The organism is Pedobacter ghigonis (assembly GCF_903166585.1).
GTDB lineage: Bacteria > Bacteroidota > Bacteroidia > Sphingobacteriales > Sphingobacteriaceae > Pedobacter > Pedobacter ghigonis.
This window is the reverse complement of sequence record NZ_CAESCM010000012.1, coordinates 14601-32145: the sequence shown is the minus strand read 5'-3', so window position 1 is coordinate 32145 and position 17545 is coordinate 14601. Positions and strand designations below refer to the sequence as shown.

Genomic DNA, 17545 nt, shown 5'->3' with positions numbered 1-17545 from the left:
ATGAGAAGCTATATCCTATTTTTCCTTTTGGTGATTGCCACAGGCAGTTTATCTGCGCAAAATGTTGATGCCGATTCGTTAAAAAACAAACCGAAAAAGGAAAATTTTGCCGATGATTGGGCCGCGCTTACCAAGTATGAGAAAGAAAATGCGCTTTTATTGCCGCCAAAACGGAAGGAAAAGAGGGTAGTATTTTTAGGGAGTTCGATTTTTGAATTCTGGAAACAGAAAGATCCCGAATATTTTAACAATAAACCATACTTAGATAGGGGGATAAGCGGACAGATTTCGCCACAGCTGTTAATCCGGTTCAGGCAGGATGTGATTAACCTGAAGCCAAAAGCGGTAATTATTTTAGCCGGAAGTAACGATATTGCAGGTAATACAGGCCATGTTACCAACCAAAAGATAATGGATAACATTAAAACCATGGCAGAGCTGGCCAAACTGCATCATATTAAAGTTATCCTTTGCAAATACCTGCCGGTTTACCAGTATCCATGGAATAAAAGCATACATGCCGCCGAAGAAATTATGGCGCTAAATGAGCTGATTGTAGCTTATGCCAAACAAAAACATTTTACCATATTAGATTACTGGACACCCTTAGTTGATGAACTTAACGGCCAAAAAGCCGAATTAACGGTTGATGGAGTGCATCCCAATCTGGCAGGTTATAAAATAATGGAAACCGTAACCGAAGTGGCGATTAAAAAAGCCCTTAAAAACAGGCACTAGGGCTGAGCTTTAATAAATGATTGAATTTTGAATGATTGAATGTTTTAGGCAAAGCACTTATTCTCATTCAACATTTAATCCTTCAATAACTGTAAAATAAAATAATCGAGTTTTGAGTGATTGAATGTTTTAGGCAAACACATATTCCCTCATTCAACATATATCCTTCAATAATTACAAAATAAACTTTCAATAATATTTGAAACTTCAATAATATTGATTTAATTTTACATCAACAAAAGTGGGAAAGAAAAGTGATAGAAACAGGTAGGGGAAGGCCTAATTTTTTTAATCCATATTTTCAATTTTTCCTGAAAGTTTAATTTGTTGTTGGCGTTAAATCAACTTATCATGGATTACAATATACTGGGCTATAGCATTTTTATTTCGATCATCGTATTCATCATTGTGGTGGTGGGAAAAATCTGCTATCGCAATGGCAATGTTTTCGTAGCCGAACTGATACCCGATCATCTGGAACTCTGTCAACAGATTAATAAATCATTACTGGTAGCTTATTATCTGGTAAATATTGGCTACTGCAGTATGACACTGATTGGCTGGGAGACCATCACCTCATCTTTACAGCTTATTGAAATCATGGCTATAAAAGTAGCGACTATCATTTGCATCCTCTCGGTGCTTCATTACTTAAATATCTTTTTGCTCACCAATACCATTCATAAATTAATTAAATAACAATCTAAAAAATCCGGATTATGGAAACGACAAAAATTTTAATCGGTTATGCAGTTTATTTACCTGTTGTACTTTTCTTAACTTTTTATGTTTCAAAAACGCTGTTTAAAAATAGTAAAGTGTACATGCTCGATATTTTTAAAGGCCGCGAAGAAATAGCTTTTGCAACCAATAAACTTTTTGAAACGGGGTTTTACCTGTTGAATATTGGCTTTGCCCTTTTGATTATGAAAATTAGCATCAGCACAAACGATTACAGGAACTTAATCGAAGCGCTAAGTTCTAAAATTGGTGGCTTTGCTATTTACCTTGGCATCATGCTGTTTATTAACCTGTATTTCTTTTTCAGAGGTAAAAGAAAAGCAAAAGAAGCCCAAAGACTGGCTCCATTTACAGCATCTATGTAATGGCTATAAATAACTCAAGTTTTTAAACTTGAGTTATTCTGAAAGTTTTTTATTAACGCTAATCTCTCAAATAAGAAAGTCCCGATTTTTGGTCGGGACTTTTGCTTTAACTTAATTTTTTATATCTGATGCGTTTCGGTGTAACATCACCCAAACGCTTTTTGCGGTTTTCCTCGTAGTCGGAGTAGTTACCTTCAAAGAAATACACTTCCGAGTTACCTTCAAATGCAAGGATATGCGTACAAATCCGGTCTAAGAACCACCTGTCGTGACTGATTACTACCGCACAGCCACCAAAGTTCTCAAGAGCTTCTTCGAGGGCACGTAAAGTGTTTACGTCGATATCGTTGGTAGGCTCATCGAGTAATAGTACGTTAGCACCTTTTTTCAGGGTAATGGCTAAATGCACACGGTTACGTTCTCCACCTGATAAAATACCTACTTTTTTCTGCTGGTCTCCACCATTGAAATTGAATTTAGAAACATAGGCACGTCCGTTAACTGCCTTGTTGCCCAATTGAATGTTATCTAAACCATCGGTTATGTTTTCGTAAACAGTTTTATCGGCATCTAAATCGTTGTGCATCTGATCTACATAACCCAGTTCAACCGTTTCGCCTACACGGAAAGTACCCTCATCGGCCTCTTCCTGTCCGGTAATTAAACGGAATAAAGTGGTTTTACCGGCACCATTCGGACCAATAATACCTACAATACCCGCAGGTGGAAGTGAGAAATTCAGGTTATCGAATAATACTTTATCGCCATAAGCTTTGGTTACATTGGTGGCTTCGATTACAACATTACCCAAACGCGGTCCTGCAGGAATGAAAAGCTCCAGTTTATCTTCTCTTTCTCTGCCATCTTCTGATGCTAATTTATCGTAGTTGGCAATACGTGCTTTTGATTTTGCATGACGGGCTTTTGGCGCCATACGTACCCACTCCAGCTCGCGTTCTAAAGTTTTCTGGCGTTTGCTTTCGGTTTTTTCTTCCTGAGCCAAACGTTTTGCTTTCTGGTCTAACCAGCTGCTGTAATTTCCTTTCCACGGAATACCTTCACCACGATCTAACTCTAAAATCCATCCGGCCACATTGTCCAGGAAGTACCTGTCGTGGGTAACTGCAATAACGGTTCCTTCGTAATTTTGTAAGAACTGCTCTAACCAGTCGATACTTTCGGCATCAAGGTGGTTGGTAGGCTCATCCAATAGTAATACATCAGGGTGTTGAAGCAACAAGCGGCACATGGCTACACGGCGGCGCTCACCACCTGACAGTACTCCAATTTTAGTGTCCGGATCAGGGCAGCGCAAAGCATCCATCGCTCTTTCGAGTTTCGAATCAATTTCCCAGGCTCCTAAAGCATCTATTTTATCCTGAAGCTCGCCTTGTCTGGCCATTAACTTGTCCATTTTATCCGGATCAGAATAATTTTCTTCCAGACCGAAAGCTTCGTTTACTTCTTCGTACTCTTTTAAAATAGCCGTAACTTCTACAACACCTTCTTCTACCACCTCGCGAACGGTTTTTTCGGGATCAAGGATTGGCTCCTGAGCTAAATAACCCACCGAGTAACCTGGCGAGAAAACAACTTCTCCCTGATAAGATTTATCTAAACCAGCAATGATTTTTAAAAGAGACGATTTACCAGAACCGTTTAAACCAATTACACCAATTTTGGCACCGTAAAAGAAAGAAAGATAAATATTTTTTAAAACCTGTTTTTGTGGAGGGTAAATTTTATTTACACCCGCCATTGAAAAAATGATTTTCTCGTCTGACATAGTATTTATATGATTTTAATAATTTTTAAACTTTGTATTTTATAAAAGAGGTTATTTAGATTTAAGATTTGTTCAACAACATTTGTAATGGGTTAAAATCAAATCGCTACAAAGATAGAAACAACAAGGCTATTACAAAGGGCTTTATTTGGGTAAACTCAATAAAGTAGCACAGAAAGAAAAACAGGGTTTCTGCGGTGTGCAGAAACCCTGTTTTTAATTTTTTAAGTAACAATCCACCTTCAAAGCGAAGATTTTGAGTTCTTATTTGCGGTATAACGGACAACGTTTTAGGAGGTATTCTAAAGGACTGCTGTACGAACCATCGGTATTGGAGAAAAAGGCCTTGTGGTTTTGGTTGTAAATACTGGCATTGTTATCCATATAAATATGAAGGCCAACACTTACATCGTAACGCTGTGCAGCACTGCTGTAACTCGAACTCGAAGTTGAACCACCGCTAATCTTATCATTGTCGTTTCTTTTGATTTTGGTATTGGAGTTATCGCTGGTAGTACTGGTTTGATAACCTTTATTTTGCGTAATGCTGCCGTCAATAATGTATTCTACGCCTAAGGCATCGCAAATATCTTTCATTGAAAAACCTCTGATTTTTTCTTTGGTAATACCCGCCTGGATTAATTTGGCATTCGTAGTACGTGGATCCAAAATGGTGTAACCTGCCGAATGCTGAGATAAGATGCTGTAGGTGTCTTCCTGGGCTTTATAGCCCACTTCATCGGCACCGGGCTGGTTATCTATTAGAAATGTGAAGGGCAAAATAGCAATTTTGTTATGATGATCAACAGGCGTTGCACTCATGGCTACCTGATCTTTTTGACGATCTTGTGCCGGAAGACTGGCTTGGCTAAAACTTCTGTACGGGCACTGGCATACGTTACTTTCTGGATATCGGATTTTTTGATTGAGTACTCAAGGGTTTCGCCAGCGTAAACGAAAGAGATATCGGTGTCGGTAATCCGCGTTACTTTCCCCTTCATTTCTTCACCATTGGTTTTTTGAACAATATCTACCCGGATAGTTTTAGTTTGAGCAACAACATTGAGCGAGAGCAATATCGCTAAAATAAATAAATGTATTTTTTTATGTTAATAGGTTTATGAACCAAATATAATGATAACAGCCCTGAATTTTTATGCATTGTGATGAAAATCAAGTCGATTCTGAAGTGAAATTTCCAAATGCAGGTACCTAAAACTAATTGATATAATTTTGTATTATTGATATTAATTACGCCACTTATGAAAATCAAAAACCTGTTGTTCCTCTCCTTAGTGCTATCGTTTGCCTTTAGCATGGCCCGGGCACAAAATAAGGATAGCCTAAATACACTTAAGCCTGTTGATAGTTTGAAACGCAGCTTTGTAGAGCGGATGCAGGAATTTGCCAAAAATTCGGCTAATAAGAGCAAAGCAGAATTAGCTGCTGATAAAGCAACAATTGATCAGATCAGGATATTTGAGCAAGCCAGAAAAGCCATACAAAAGGCGAAAAACTACCTGAACAACGGTTTGGATACACCCGGTATAAAAACCGAACTTAAAGAAATAGATGATGATTTTATCCAGGCAAGCGATGGGGTTTTTATCAATAAAGGTACCGCTCAAACTTTTCGTAACCTAACTGCAACATCAAAAATATTAGCCGAATTGCTTAATAAAGCGAATGCCCGGAAGCTCAGTCTCGATGCCAATCAGCAGCAGCTTAATAATTTCCGCTACCAGCTCGATTCATTGTCGGGCGAGCCGGCACTTTTTAAGTTTCCGCAAGATTCAGTTTCGTTAATGAAATACCTGCAAAAGGTTGTGCTTGTAGCCAAAGAAATTAAACCGGTTGACAGCATGCTTAAAATTGCCAATACCAATATTCAAAGTCTGCTGGCTCAGGTAAATGTTACGGTGTTTAAGTTGCAGAACCATTTAGATGAAATAGCTGCCTACCAGGAAAAAATGGCAGACAATAATTTTAAACGTGAGTTTGGCGATATTTTAGGCCCGGAGGGACATTACCGGCCTTTTGGCGAAATATTGTCGCACTCTTGGGTAAAGGGCGGCATGACTTTGGGCTTTTATGCAGAGAACAATTATGGGAAGTTACTTACTTTGTTATTGTTGGCTTTTTTGTCTTATACTTACCTTAAGTCGCTCAAAAATATTTATACCGAATCGAATCTGTTACGAGCAGATATGGATGGACAGCTGGTAATCAGGTATCCGTTCTTATCGGCACTGCTCATTGTGATCAGTATATTCCAGTTTATTTTCAGGTCGCCACCCTTTGTACTCAATGTCATCTTCTGGATAATTTCCTGCATATCGCTAAGTTTCATTTTCAGCAAGTTTATCAATAAATACTGGATGAGGGTTTGGACTTGCATGGTGATACTTTTTATGCTCGCTGCAGTTGATAACCTGGTTTTGCAGGCTTCGCGAACCGAAAGATGGCTGATTCTGATCATTTCTGCCGCAGGGGTAATTTTCGGTTTGTTTACCTTGCTTAGAGGGAAGAGGGATACGCTAAGGGAGAAATGGATTGTATATTCGATTGGGTTTATGGTATTGCTGGAAGTATTTTCGATGCTGTCGAATATATTAGGAAGGTATAATCTGGCTAAAACGTTATTTATTAGCGGTTATTTAAATGTGGTTGTGGCCATACTTTTTCTGTGGACGGTTAGACTAATTAACGAAGGACTGTTTTTAGCTTTCAACATCTACGCTGGCCAGGATAAAAAATTGTTTTACCTCAACTTTTCTAAAGTTGGAAAGCGTGCGCCATTATTGTTTTATGGTTTACTTGTGGCAGGTTGGCTTGTATTGTTCGGACGTAACTTTCCGGCGTATAACTATTTTTCGAAACCCTTAAAAGAGTTTTTTAGTGTCGATAGAACCATAGGCGACTATACCTTTAGCATCAATACGGTTTTATTGTTTATTGTCATTATTGTGATTTCGTTAATCGTTTCGAAGGTGGTATCGTTTTTTGCTACCGATAAACATTTGGAGCATAAGGATGATCAAAAAAGCTATGGGATTGGCAGCTGGTTGCTTTTGGTTCGCATTGCGATTCTCGCCATTGGTCTGTTTTTGGCTATTGCAGCTGCAGGTATACCGGTCGACAGGATTACGATTATTCTCGGTGCTTTGGGGGTGGGTATTGGGTTTGGCTTGCAAACTTTGGTAAACAATCTGGTGAGTGGGTTAATTATTGCTTTCGAAAAACCGGTAAACGTTGGCGATATTGTGGATATTGACGGGCAGGGAGGCACCATGAAATCGATTGGGTTTAGAAGTAGCGTAATTTCGACCTGGGATGGTGCCGATGTGGTTATGCCCAATGGCGATTTGCTCAATGCACATCTCATTAACTGGTCGTTGGGTGGAAACCGCAAGCGGGTATCAATAATTGTAGGCGTTGCCTATCAAACCGATCTTGAAAAAGCCAGACAGGTTTTAATGCAGGTACTGGGAGAAGAGGAGCGGATTGCTAAAAACCCTGGTCCGGTGGTTCAGTTCGAACAGTTTGCCAGTAGTGCCATTGATATTAAAATCTATTTCTGGGCCAAGCACATTGGCCAGGCAAATTCAACTAAAAGCGATCTGATTGTTGCCATTAACGAGGCTTTCAAAGCTAGTGATATCAGTATTCCTTTTCAGCAGCAGGAAATTACGGTTCGCTATCCTAAAGAAGAATAACAGGATATTTGTTGTAATAAGTTATTTTGGATTTTAGTAGCAGGCAATAGGCTTTCTAACCTTGTTTTAATGTAATTATCAGTGCATTTTCACAATACAAGCCAATTGGTAACTTGCTGAATAAATGTTATACTTTTAAAACACGGATTAATTCTTAGTAGATACCGTAAACGTTAGTAAATTTAAAAAGCCTTTCAGGATTGAAAGGCTTTTTGTTTTTTATTTGAAGAGATAGATTGGATTAGAAACCTAAACCCAAGGTAAAGCCACGCACTGCTGTGCTAATGGTTGCACCTGCGGTTGCGGCACCTGTTGTTAAATTTACGGTATATAGTTTTTGAACACCACTAACAGTAAATATGCCATAGGCAATTCCACTTGTGCCTCCAATATCAAAGCCACTGTTTGCCTCAATGTTTACACCCAGCGGGCCAACATCAACCAATGTTCCTGCATTGGGTGGGTCTTGCTTATATAAGCGGTCTGTGGTAGAATCAACATCAAACAATATAGTTGTAGTTGCCCCTGCAAAGTTATTAGTATATGCAGCAGCAGAAATTGCTACAGTACTTAAAGAAATGGGGCTATCAACTGTAAGTGCAGCATCAACAGGATTTATCCTGAAATTTTGCCCTGTGTTACCAACTATTCTAATCCTATCAACAGTTGGATTAAAATCTATCCCCACCTGGGTGGCTGTTAACAAGGTGCTTAATGGCCCTGTTCCTACCATAGCTGCAAGACCAGATGAAGCATTTATCGAATAAACTCTGCTTGTACTTCCAATTGCAAATAACTGTCCGTTTAACGGGCGCATATCAATACCCAAAATGCTTTCACCGGTTTGTATACCCGTAATTGCTTTAACTACAAAAGTTGGCGTTGCAGCAGTTGGATTGAAAATTAATAATTCGTTATTGTTTGAAACAGCATAAGCAACTGGTTCGGTAGGGATGGCAATACCAGTAATCTGTTGATCAATATTGCTGATTTTTGAAGCTTTACCCGAAGCCAGATCAATTAGGTATAGACCAGATTTTCCGCCAGCAGTTAAAGCGGCTAATGCAACAGTTCCATCGGGATTAATATCAAAACCACCAACATCTTCAAAATCGAAACCTAAACTGCCAACTTCAACCAACTTTCCATCATTTGGTGGATCTTGTTTATGAAGCTTATCATTTGCTATATCTATATCGAAAAGTAATGTTGTACTTGCTCCAGCCTTATTTTGGGTATAAGCAACCGACGATACTTTGGCATTGGTTACGCCGTTAACAGTTCCGTCCGTAGCTGCCACACCACCGTTTTCAGGATTTAAACGTAGATTTTGCCCGGTTGAAGTAACCAAACGGATGCGATCTACTGTTGGGTTAAAATCAAAACCTACCGAAGTTCCACTTAACGCCGGTGTAAATGGTGCTGTAGAAACAGATCGTGCAGCACCAGTTTTTTGATCAATAACATATATGCGACTGGTGCTTCCTACTCCGTATAATTGCCCGGTAGCGGGACGAAAGTCGATTCCTAAAATACTTTCGCCACTTTGAAGTCCCGAAATGCTTACCTGAGCAGTTATTGATGTTGGATTTTTAGCGTTGATTAATAAGAGCTTGTTATCTGCAGTAAGGGCATAAAGATTAACATCTGGCCCTGGAGTTAATGTTTCTTGGTCGGGAGTATTATTCCTGTCTTTTTTACATGCAGAAAATAAAATAGGGGCCATAATAGCCAATAGGGCTACTATGGTGAAAAGTTTAGCTTTTACCATGGTTTTAAGGTTTAATTAAGAAATTAAGAGTTAAGGATAAGTGCCTGCACTTATTTAGGAGGGTATTCTAATGTTTGAAGAAAACAGCTAACCAGCATGTAGTCGCTTGTGAACAGGCTGGTTTTGCCGTTTGTAATATCTAGAAAATCAAATTGTATTAATCTGTTAATGGCAAGGTCGTCAAGCTTGAGCTTTTCTTCTTCCTGTCCGTTATTTTCATTTCCCGCAGTTTTATCTTGTTTGCTATTCTTTTCTTTTAGTATTTCTTGAAACGGTTTTTGAATTGTATAGGCATACACTGCTAACTTACCCGCAAAAGCGATAGTTAAAATCAGTACAATTAGAAGTCTCTGATAAATAGACACCATGTTGGAAATCCGGTTTTAAGGATTTAACAGTATATACGACAAAAGAACTTCTTTAGATTTTTATGGAATAATTTATTTGGATTTTTGAAAACAGAATACAAAAACAGGTTGAATTTTTTTCAACCTGTTTTTGTAAATGTATACCTATGGATTTTGAGATAAGTTTGGGTTTTTATCTCTCTCGGTTTGTGGAATAAAATAAACTACCCGTGCGTCGGTAGGATTAATGGTTTGATTTACCGAACCATTTATGGTAGAATGTGTTCCAGGGTAATCCCTCACCACGGGACGATTATTCCTAAACAGATCATAAGCCCGGTGCCCTTCAAAGGCTAGTTCGAGCCATCTTTCTTCCAACACAATATCTAAAATACTGTGCGTTGGCGTAACATCTGCAAGTGTATAAACAGGTATGCCTGCACGTGCTCTGATTATATTTACATCATCAAGTGCCAATTGTGCTTTATTCAGTTTAGCATTGGCCTCTGCGCGGTTCAGATATTGTTCGGCCAGCCTCAAATAAACAGGGGATGTTAAATTGATAACCCCTTCCTGCAAGTTGTTTTTGTTTACATAGTAAATGGGAGCCGGCGGGGTAAGTTTACCGTTAAGCTGTTGCGTACCACCTACAACATACGGAGAGATAAAGCTTTTGCGCTTATCCTGAGGGTTTTTATTAAGAAAATTATAATACTTGGTAGAAGCATATATTTCTCCCCATCCACTCTCACCCTGACCCAGGGCATTACCATTGGCATCGCCACTGTAATATAAAGAGCCTACAGCAGAGTAATCGTAATTTTCCGTTTTGGTGTGTTTTATAGCAAATATACTTTCGCGGTTGGTTTCGGGATCTACCCTGAAGTAGTTTTGATACTGTGTATTTTGCAGCAACTGATATTTGTTGGAGTTGATTACCAGATCTGCATATTCTACCGCTTTTGCATTATTATCCATGTATAAATATACTCTTGATAACAAAGCATAAGCCGCCATTTTGGTGGCGAAACTATTGCTCTTCTCGGCGGTGATAAATTGGGCAGCCTTTAAAAGATCGGCCAGTACAAAATCGTAAACCTGGGCAACCGTACTTCTTTTAATGGTAGCAGCTTCCGAATCACTCAGGTTTTCGCTCAAAATAGGCACTCCCGGATTAGCAGTTGGGTTTTGCGCGTAAGGCCTTCCAAACATCCGTACTAAATTGAAATGTAACATTGCCCTCAGGAACAGATTTTCTCCTTTTACCTGTAGCATGTCGGTCGATGCATTATCGGGGATCAACTTAATGATCTTATTAGCAGCTGCGGCAATATAATATGCCTGCTGAAAATATGCAGTTGCATTGGCCGAATTTACCAAATGGGTGTATTTATATAAATTGGTTACATCGCTCGATGAGTTCTGACCCTGAGCCACTTCATCAGAAGGAAGCTCAGCCAGCCAGTGGTAATTATTTTCATAATTTAATCCCTTTAAAGTTGCGTAATTACCTAAAGTTGCAGTGCGCATCCCTTCAATAGTATTCAGTAATCCACTATCTTCTACTCTATCAGAAGGGTAGAAGTTTTTCCGGCAGGAAGCGACCGAAAAAATTACGGCTGTTGCAAGAGCGATTTTTATAATGTGTTTATGATAGGTTTTCATTTTTAATTTCATTTAAGGTTAGAAAGTTAAATTAACGCCAAAAACAAATCTTCTGCTTGTGGGGTATCTGAATGATGATATACCACCAGTTAGATCTACTTCAGGATCTACGCCAGAAAATTTAGTAGCCGTAAACAAGTTATCGCCACTAACATACAGGCGTGCTGCATTTATTGAAGCTTTTTTAAGCCAGCTTGCAGGTAAATTGTAACCAACAGTTACGTTTCTTAACCTCAAATAACTACCGTTTTCAAGGAAACGGGTAGAAGTTTGGTGCGACTGCAGGTTACCTCCGAATTTAGCCTGTGGATGTGTTGCGTCAGTTTGGCCGGGTGTGGTCCATCTTACCGATCCTTTAGGCAATACCTGCTGGTTATAACTTTCATAAACACCATCATTATCGAAATAGAAGCGGCTATCGTTATACACCCAGTTGCCATAAACAAAGTTTAGAAAGGCCGAAAGTGTGAAGTTTTTATAGGCAAGTGTATTGGTTAACCCACCGCTGAATTTAGGCGCAGACGATTTACCTGTATATTGCCTTGTAGCCTGGTTATAGGTACTGGTTACCCCGGTTGGGTCGTCTAATTTTTCCCAAAGAGGCTTGCCATCAGCCGGATTAACCCCAGCCCATTTTTGCATGTACCACTCATCCATATCATGACCTAAGGCAATTGGCTGCGTGCCTGTATTTACAACTAGTAAGCCCTGATTGAGTTCCATTACCTTGTTCCGGTTAAACGACATATTAAAACTGGTTTCCCAATTAAAATCTTTTAACTGGATATTTTTGGAGTTGATGGTAAACTCTATCCCGCGGTTCCTGATTGAACCAATGTTTCTTCTAATGTTGGCATAACCTACAGTTGAAGGCAGCGGCACCGCAAATAATAAATCCGAATTGCGCTTGTCATAGGCATCAAAAGTTACATCTATGCGCTTAAATAAGCTAAAATCTACCCCCAAATTGTATGTTCTCGATTTTTCCCAGGTTAAATCAGGATTGGCAATCTGCGTAGGGAAAGCGCCGGTTTGGCCATTGTAAGATGCTGCTGCATTTAAATTATACAAGCCAAACGACTGGTAATAATCAATACCTCCCTGATTGCCCGTAGTACCGGCACTTGCGCGCAGTTTTAGAAAGGAAATCGTCTTATTATCTTTTAAAAAGTTTTCGTTCGATAAAATCCAGGAAGTTCCGAACTGGTAAAAGGTGGCTGCCGGATTGTTTTTCCCAAATCTCGAAGCATATTCGTTAACAATAGATGCCACTAAATAATATTTGCTTTGGAAACTATAATCGGCCTGGGCTAAATATTTAATGTTTTTGTAAGCATCATAGCTGCCAGTTGGTTTGTTGGTAATATCTGTAGCCGTATTTATTGCGTCCATTCCCGCCGGAAGGCCTTTTGCTGTTATTCCGTTAGTATCATATTTATAGCTCTCTATCTCCGCAACACCTAAAATACTGAAATTATGCTGGCCAATATTTACAGCGTACTTAATCCTGTTCGATGATAGTAGGGTAGTGGCAAAAGTATTGGTTAAAGAAGCCGTACCTAAATTGGTAGCTCCGCTCTGGCTTCTTCTGTCGTAATAGTTGTTTGAGCGGCCACTAGCAATTGTGGCACGGTTATAACTCGAAATGGTTAAGTTTTTAAGCAGGTCGTAATCCAGGTTAATATCCCCCGTAGTAGTAAAACTTCTGGCTTTAGAATAGCTGTATTGTAAACTCTGAAAGAAGTTAGACCGGTCTCTGCCTTTCCAGGATGGAATGTTTCGTGGATCGGTCGGGCTGCCATCGGCATTATACGCCGGATCGTAAGGCATATTCAGGTAAGCCTGGTACACCGCACTTTCGGGATTTATATTATCGTTAATTACAATACCACTGAGCAAGGCATTTAATTTCAGTTTTTTAGTGAGCTGGGAAGAAAGATTAGCCCTTAAACTATATTGGCTTTTATCATTATTGATGAGTGTACCTTCTTCTTTAAAATAGTTGCCCGATATGTAGAACTGATTTTTCTCGCTTCCACCCGAGGCAGTTAAAGTATGGTTATTTACCATAGCCGTTCTAAAAGCCTCATTCCACCAATTGGAATTGGTATTTACCAGTGAAGCAGCAGGAGGAGTGGTGAAAAATGTTTTCTGGTAGTCGTAAAGTTGCTGGGCATCCATCAACTGGAAATTACCGGTAGTAGCCTGAGCAAAGCCTACAGTAGAATTTAAACTAAAACGGGTTTCGCCGGCTTTACCTTTTTTAGTGGTTACAATAATTACACCGTTTGCCGCGCGCGAGCCATATAAACCTGTGGCTGCGGCATCTCTTAATATGGTGATGTTGTCTACATCGGCAGGATTATAGGTACCGCCAATATTTCCGTCAACCACAACAAGTGGTCCGATACCTGCATTAATGGTACCCACCCCACGAACAACAACGGTTGAGCCGGCTGTTGGATCGCCAGAGGCCGAGCTCGCTACCACGCCAGGTGCTTTACCCTGTAGCAAATTACCCAGGTTTACCGAAGTTACATCATTTAGTTGCGAACCGCTTACAGTTGTAACCGCACTCGAAATTTCCGATTTCTTTTTAGTGGTATAACCTACAACTGTTACGGCATCAAGATTAGTCGTTTCATCTGTTAAAGAAACATTGAGCGTGGTGTTTGTACCAACTTTAAGCGTTTGAGTGCTAAAGCCCAATGCTTTAAACTCCAGGCTGCTCTCATTGTCGGCGTTGATAGAATATCTTCCGTTTGCATCAGTTTGTGTGGCAGTTTTAGTGCCAAGTACAGTTACTGTTATGCCAGGAAGTGGAAGCTTTTTACTGTCAGTGACAGTACCAGTGATGGCGCGATTTTGTGCCTTTAACAAAAAAGCACAGGCCATAAGGGAAATTATTAAAATTAATTTCTTCATGTTTTTCAGGTTAGATTAGTTTTTAGGTTTGTTGTTTTTCGGAGCGCTGAGGCTTTTAAGGAGGGATAAACGTTACTCTCATGTTCATGTTTTGTACTTTTATTTAACCAGTTATTACTAAACTATTACCTTAAAAATTAACATCAAACGATTAATGCAGCGCAAACGTTTGCCTGAAACATGGTGTAAATAAGATAATACCGGGCTTTTTAACTCCTTTTATCGTTACGACAGATTATGATGACAGTTGCTATGGGGTTATATGTACGCAAACGTTTGTTTCTGTTGCGCATACTTAGCTTTTGGAGAAATGTAAAGAGCGGTTCTGTTACATTTTCCCAAACAAAAACAACCAATTTTATGTTCATCACGTATAGTAATTATTAGATGGCGAGTAAAGGTTTCATTAGGTTATTGATTTTTATCTAATGAAAATGTTAAATGATGGCATGTTCCTTTTATTTTTCTGTCAAAACTTGTAAATTGCCTATATAAATAGATACAATTTGTCAGTTTCTAAGCGTTGGGAAATACTTACAATAAACCGACAATAAAATTATTTGAAGCGGATGTTTTTGGCAAAAGTCCCTTTAAAACCTTTATAACACTTAATACGTAGATAAATAGAAATAAAATATTATTTATCACGACGGTATTCTTGCATTGATTTTAAGGCTTTCAGGCGTGTATAGGCCTCTTTATCCACCCGGATGGCGCAATTGTTGATAAAATAAAGAAAACAGCACTTACTCTTTTTATAATTTATTTTATAGTTTAGGGACGTAGCTGTTAAGAAAGGTATTATGGAAGCAAAATTTTCACCACAGGTTAAAGATGTAATCTCTTTTAGTAGGGAGGAAGCGCTCCGCTTAGGGCACGATTACATCGGAACCGAGCATTTATTATTAGGCCTCATCCGCGAAGGCGATGGTATGGCAATAAAAATTTTACGATCGTTAGGAGTTGATACTGGTAAATTGCGCCGCTCAATTGAAGATGCCGTTCGCGGTACATCGAGTGTTACAGTAAACTTAGGCAATATACCGTTGACGAAACAGGCCGAAAAAGTTTTAAAGATTACTTACTTAGAAGCTAAAATATTTAAAAGCGATTTAATTGGTACCGAACATTTATTGTTATCGGTTTTGAGAGATGATGATAACATTGCCTCGCAAATCTTGTTGCAGTATGGTGTTACTTACGATGTTTTTAAACAAGAAGTAGAAGTAAATAAGAACGGCTTCAGAGACGATATTTCGAACAGCGCCTCTACAGGTGGCGACGACGATTATCGTGAAGAAGAAAGCTTTAGTACACCTAAAAAAGTGTCAGATATAAAATCTAAAACACCTGTTTTAGATAATTTCGGTCGCGATTTAACCAAGGCAGCAGAAGAAGGTCGTTTAGATCCGATTGTTGGCCGCGAGAAAGAAATTGAGCGAGTATCTCAGATTTTATCCCGCAGGAAAAAGAACAACCCGATTTTGATCGGTGAGCCGGGAGTGGGTAAATCAGCAATTGCAGAAGGCCTGGCCTTGCGTATTGTACAACGTAAAGTTTCGCGTGTGCTTTTTGGCAAACGTGTAGTTACGTTAGATTTGGCTTCGCTTGTGGCCGGTACGAAATACCGTGGTCAGTTCGAAGAGCGTATGAAAGCTGTGATGAACGAGCTTGAAAAATCTACTGATGTAATTTTATTTATTGATGAGATTCATACCATTGTTGGCGCAGGTGGTGCATCTGGTTCGCTTGATGCTTCGAACATGTTTAAACCAGCATTGGCCAGGGGTGAAATTCAATGTATTGGTGCCACTACTTTAGATGAGTACCGTCAGTACATTGAAAAAGATGGCGCTTTAGACCGTCGTTTCCAAAAAGTGATGGTTGAGCCTGCAACTCCTGATGAAACTGTTGAGATTTTAACCCGTATTAAAGATAAGTACGAAGAGCACCACGGTGTAACTTATACCGATGAGGCCATTCAGGCATGCGTTACGTTAACTTCTCGCTATATTTCTGATCGTTTCTTGCCTGATAAAGCTATTGATGCATTAGATGAAGCGGGATCGAGAGTTCACTTAACCAATATCCATGTTCCTCAAAACATTATTGATATCGAAGCTAAAATTGAAGATATCAAGTTAGAGAAAAACAAGGTTGTACGTAGTCAGAAATACGAAGAAGCAGCAAAACTCCGCGATACAGAGAAAAATTTAATTGAAGAATTAGATAAAGCCAAAGCTGAGTGGGAGGCTGAAACCAAAACCAAACGTTACGAAGTATCAGAAGATAACGTAGCTGAGGTGGTGGCCATGATGACTGGTATTCCGGTGCAACGTGTTGGCCAAACCGATAGTCAGAAACTGTTGAACATGTACGATAAAGTGGCCGAGAAAATTATCGGTCAGGATGATGCGATTAAGAAATTAACCAAAGCCATCCAACGTACAAGAGCCGGATTAAAAGATCCTAAAAAACCAATTGGTTCGTTTATTTTCTTAGGTCCAACTGGTGTAGGTAAAACGGAATTGGCAAAAGAACTGGCACGTTTCATGTTTGATAGCGACGATTCGCTGATTCAGATTGACATGAGCGAGTACATGGAGAAATTTGCAGTATCGCGTTTAGTAGGAGCGCCTCCGGGATATGTAGGTTATGAAGAAGGTGGACAGTTAACTGAAAAAGTTAGAAGAAAACCTTATGCTGTGATCTTATTGGATGAGATTGAAAAAGCGCACCCTGATGTATTCAATATCTTATTGCAGGTTTTAGACGAAGGACAATTAACAGATAGCTTAGGCCGTAAAGTTGATTTTAGAAATACAATCATTATTATGACATCGAACATTGGTGCACGCCAATTGAAAGATTTCGGTCAGGGTGTTGGTTTCTCTACTTCAGCTAAAAACAATCAGGCAGAATCGCACAGTCGTGGTGTAATTGAAAGTGCTTTAAAACGCGCTTTTGCACCTGAGTTCTTAAACCGTGTTGATGATGTAGTGGTATTTAACAGTTTAGGTAAAGAAGAAATCTTCAAAATTATCGATATCGAATTAAAAGCTTTATTCGGTCGTGTACATACTTTAGGTTATGATATTGCCTTAACTGAAAATGCAAAAGAATATATTGCCGATAAAGGTTTCGATAGTAACTTCGGTGCCCGCCCTTTAAAAAGGGCTATCCAGAAATATCTGGAAGATCCGATTGCGGAAGAAATCCTTAAAGGTGAATTAACTGAAGGAGATGTTTTGGAAATCGATTACGATAAAACAGCCGATCTGATCTCAGTAAATCACAAAAAAGGCGAAAAGAAGAAAGAACAATCAGCAGAAGAAGATTCTTCAGCTAAATAACTTGAAACTCCCGATGAAAATCGGGAGTTTTTTTGTTTAAAACGGCCTGTTAATGTCTGATAGCTGTTTATAGAGTAAGAAAAAGATTATGGTGGACGATTATTTTTTAAAAAATCAATGTATCTTTCGCTAAACAAA

At 39.2% G+C, this 17545-nt stretch carries 12 protein-coding genes; 5 read left to right on the top strand and 7 right to left on the bottom strand.

Features of this window, described 5'->3' with window-relative positions; translation table 11 throughout:
- The 3 genes from HWV58_RS17085 to HWV58_RS17075 all read left to right on the top strand — a co-directional run bounded on the left by HWV58_RS17085 (position 1) and on the right by HWV58_RS17075 (position 1844).
- Positions 1-738, top strand: coding sequence for a GDSL-type esterase/lipase family protein (locus HWV58_RS17085; protein WP_175635254.1), 738 nt, complete (start codon positions 1-3; stop codon positions 736-738).
- A 351-nt stretch (positions 739-1089) separates the two neighbouring features.
- On the top strand, positions 1090-1437 hold the full coding sequence (locus HWV58_RS17080) for a hypothetical protein (protein ID WP_175635253.1): 348 nt from the start codon (positions 1090-1092) through the stop codon (positions 1435-1437).
- 20 nt (positions 1438-1457) lie between these two features.
- Positions 1458-1844, top strand: coding sequence for a hypothetical protein (locus HWV58_RS17075; protein ID WP_175635252.1), 387 nt, complete (start codon positions 1458-1460; stop codon positions 1842-1844).
- Between the two features lie 106 nt (positions 1845-1950).
- Here the strand turns inward: HWV58_RS17075 and ettA are convergent, their stop codons facing one another.
- The 3 genes from ettA to HWV58_RS24450 all read right to left on the bottom strand — a co-directional run bounded on the left by ettA (position 1951) and on the right by HWV58_RS24450 (position 4706).
- Positions 1951-3630 (bottom strand): energy-dependent translational throttle protein EttA, encoded by a 1680-nt coding sequence (gene ettA / locus HWV58_RS17070; protein ID WP_175635251.1) that lies wholly within the window; start codon positions 3628-3630, stop codon positions 1951-1953.
- A 264-nt stretch (positions 3631-3894) separates the two neighbouring features.
- Positions 3895-4452, bottom strand: a complete 558-nt coding sequence (locus tag HWV58_RS17065; RefSeq protein WP_235972753.1) for a hypothetical protein — start codon at positions 4450-4452, stop codon at positions 3895-3897.
- Positions 4453-4454: 2 nt separating this feature from the next.
- Positions 4455-4706, bottom strand: coding sequence for a hypothetical protein (locus HWV58_RS24450; protein WP_235972752.1), 252 nt, complete (start codon positions 4704-4706; stop codon positions 4455-4457).
- 186 nt (positions 4707-4892) lie between these two features.
- Here HWV58_RS24450 and HWV58_RS17060 point away from each other — a divergent pair, with 186 nt between their 5' ends.
- Positions 4893-7346, top strand: coding sequence for a mechanosensitive ion channel domain-containing protein (locus HWV58_RS17060; protein WP_175635250.1), 2454 nt, complete (start codon positions 4893-4895; stop codon positions 7344-7346).
- Positions 7347-7587: 241 nt separating this feature from the next.
- Here the strand turns inward: HWV58_RS17060 and HWV58_RS17055 are convergent, their stop codons facing one another.
- From HWV58_RS17055 to HWV58_RS17040, 4 genes are all read right to left on the bottom strand, one after another.
- Positions 7588-9117, bottom strand: a complete 1530-nt coding sequence (locus HWV58_RS17055; RefSeq protein WP_175635249.1) for a DUF4394 domain-containing protein — start codon at positions 9115-9117, stop codon at positions 7588-7590.
- A 50-nt stretch (positions 9118-9167) separates the two neighbouring features.
- Positions 9168-9485: a hypothetical protein gene (locus tag HWV58_RS17050; protein ID WP_175635248.1), complete on the bottom strand. Its 318-nt coding sequence runs from the start codon at positions 9483-9485 to the stop codon at positions 9168-9170.
- Positions 9486-9629: 144 nt separating this feature from the next.
- A complete protein-coding gene (locus HWV58_RS17045; protein ID WP_175635247.1) occupies positions 9630-11129 on the bottom strand; it encodes a RagB/SusD family nutrient uptake outer membrane protein in 1500 nt (499 codons plus the stop codon).
- An 18-nt stretch (positions 11130-11147) separates the two neighbouring features.
- On the bottom strand, positions 11148-14054 hold the full coding sequence (locus HWV58_RS17040) for a SusC/RagA family TonB-linked outer membrane protein (protein ID WP_175635246.1): 2907 nt from the start codon (positions 14052-14054) through the stop codon (positions 11148-11150).
- Between the two features lie 803 nt (positions 14055-14857).
- On the opposite strand from HWV58_RS17040, the gene HWV58_RS17035 reads away from it, so the two are divergent.
- Positions 14858-17407, top strand: coding sequence for an ATP-dependent Clp protease ATP-binding subunit (locus tag HWV58_RS17035; RefSeq protein ID WP_175635245.1), 2550 nt, complete (start codon positions 14858-14860; stop codon positions 17405-17407).
- Positions 17408-17545: the final 138 nt, after the last annotated feature.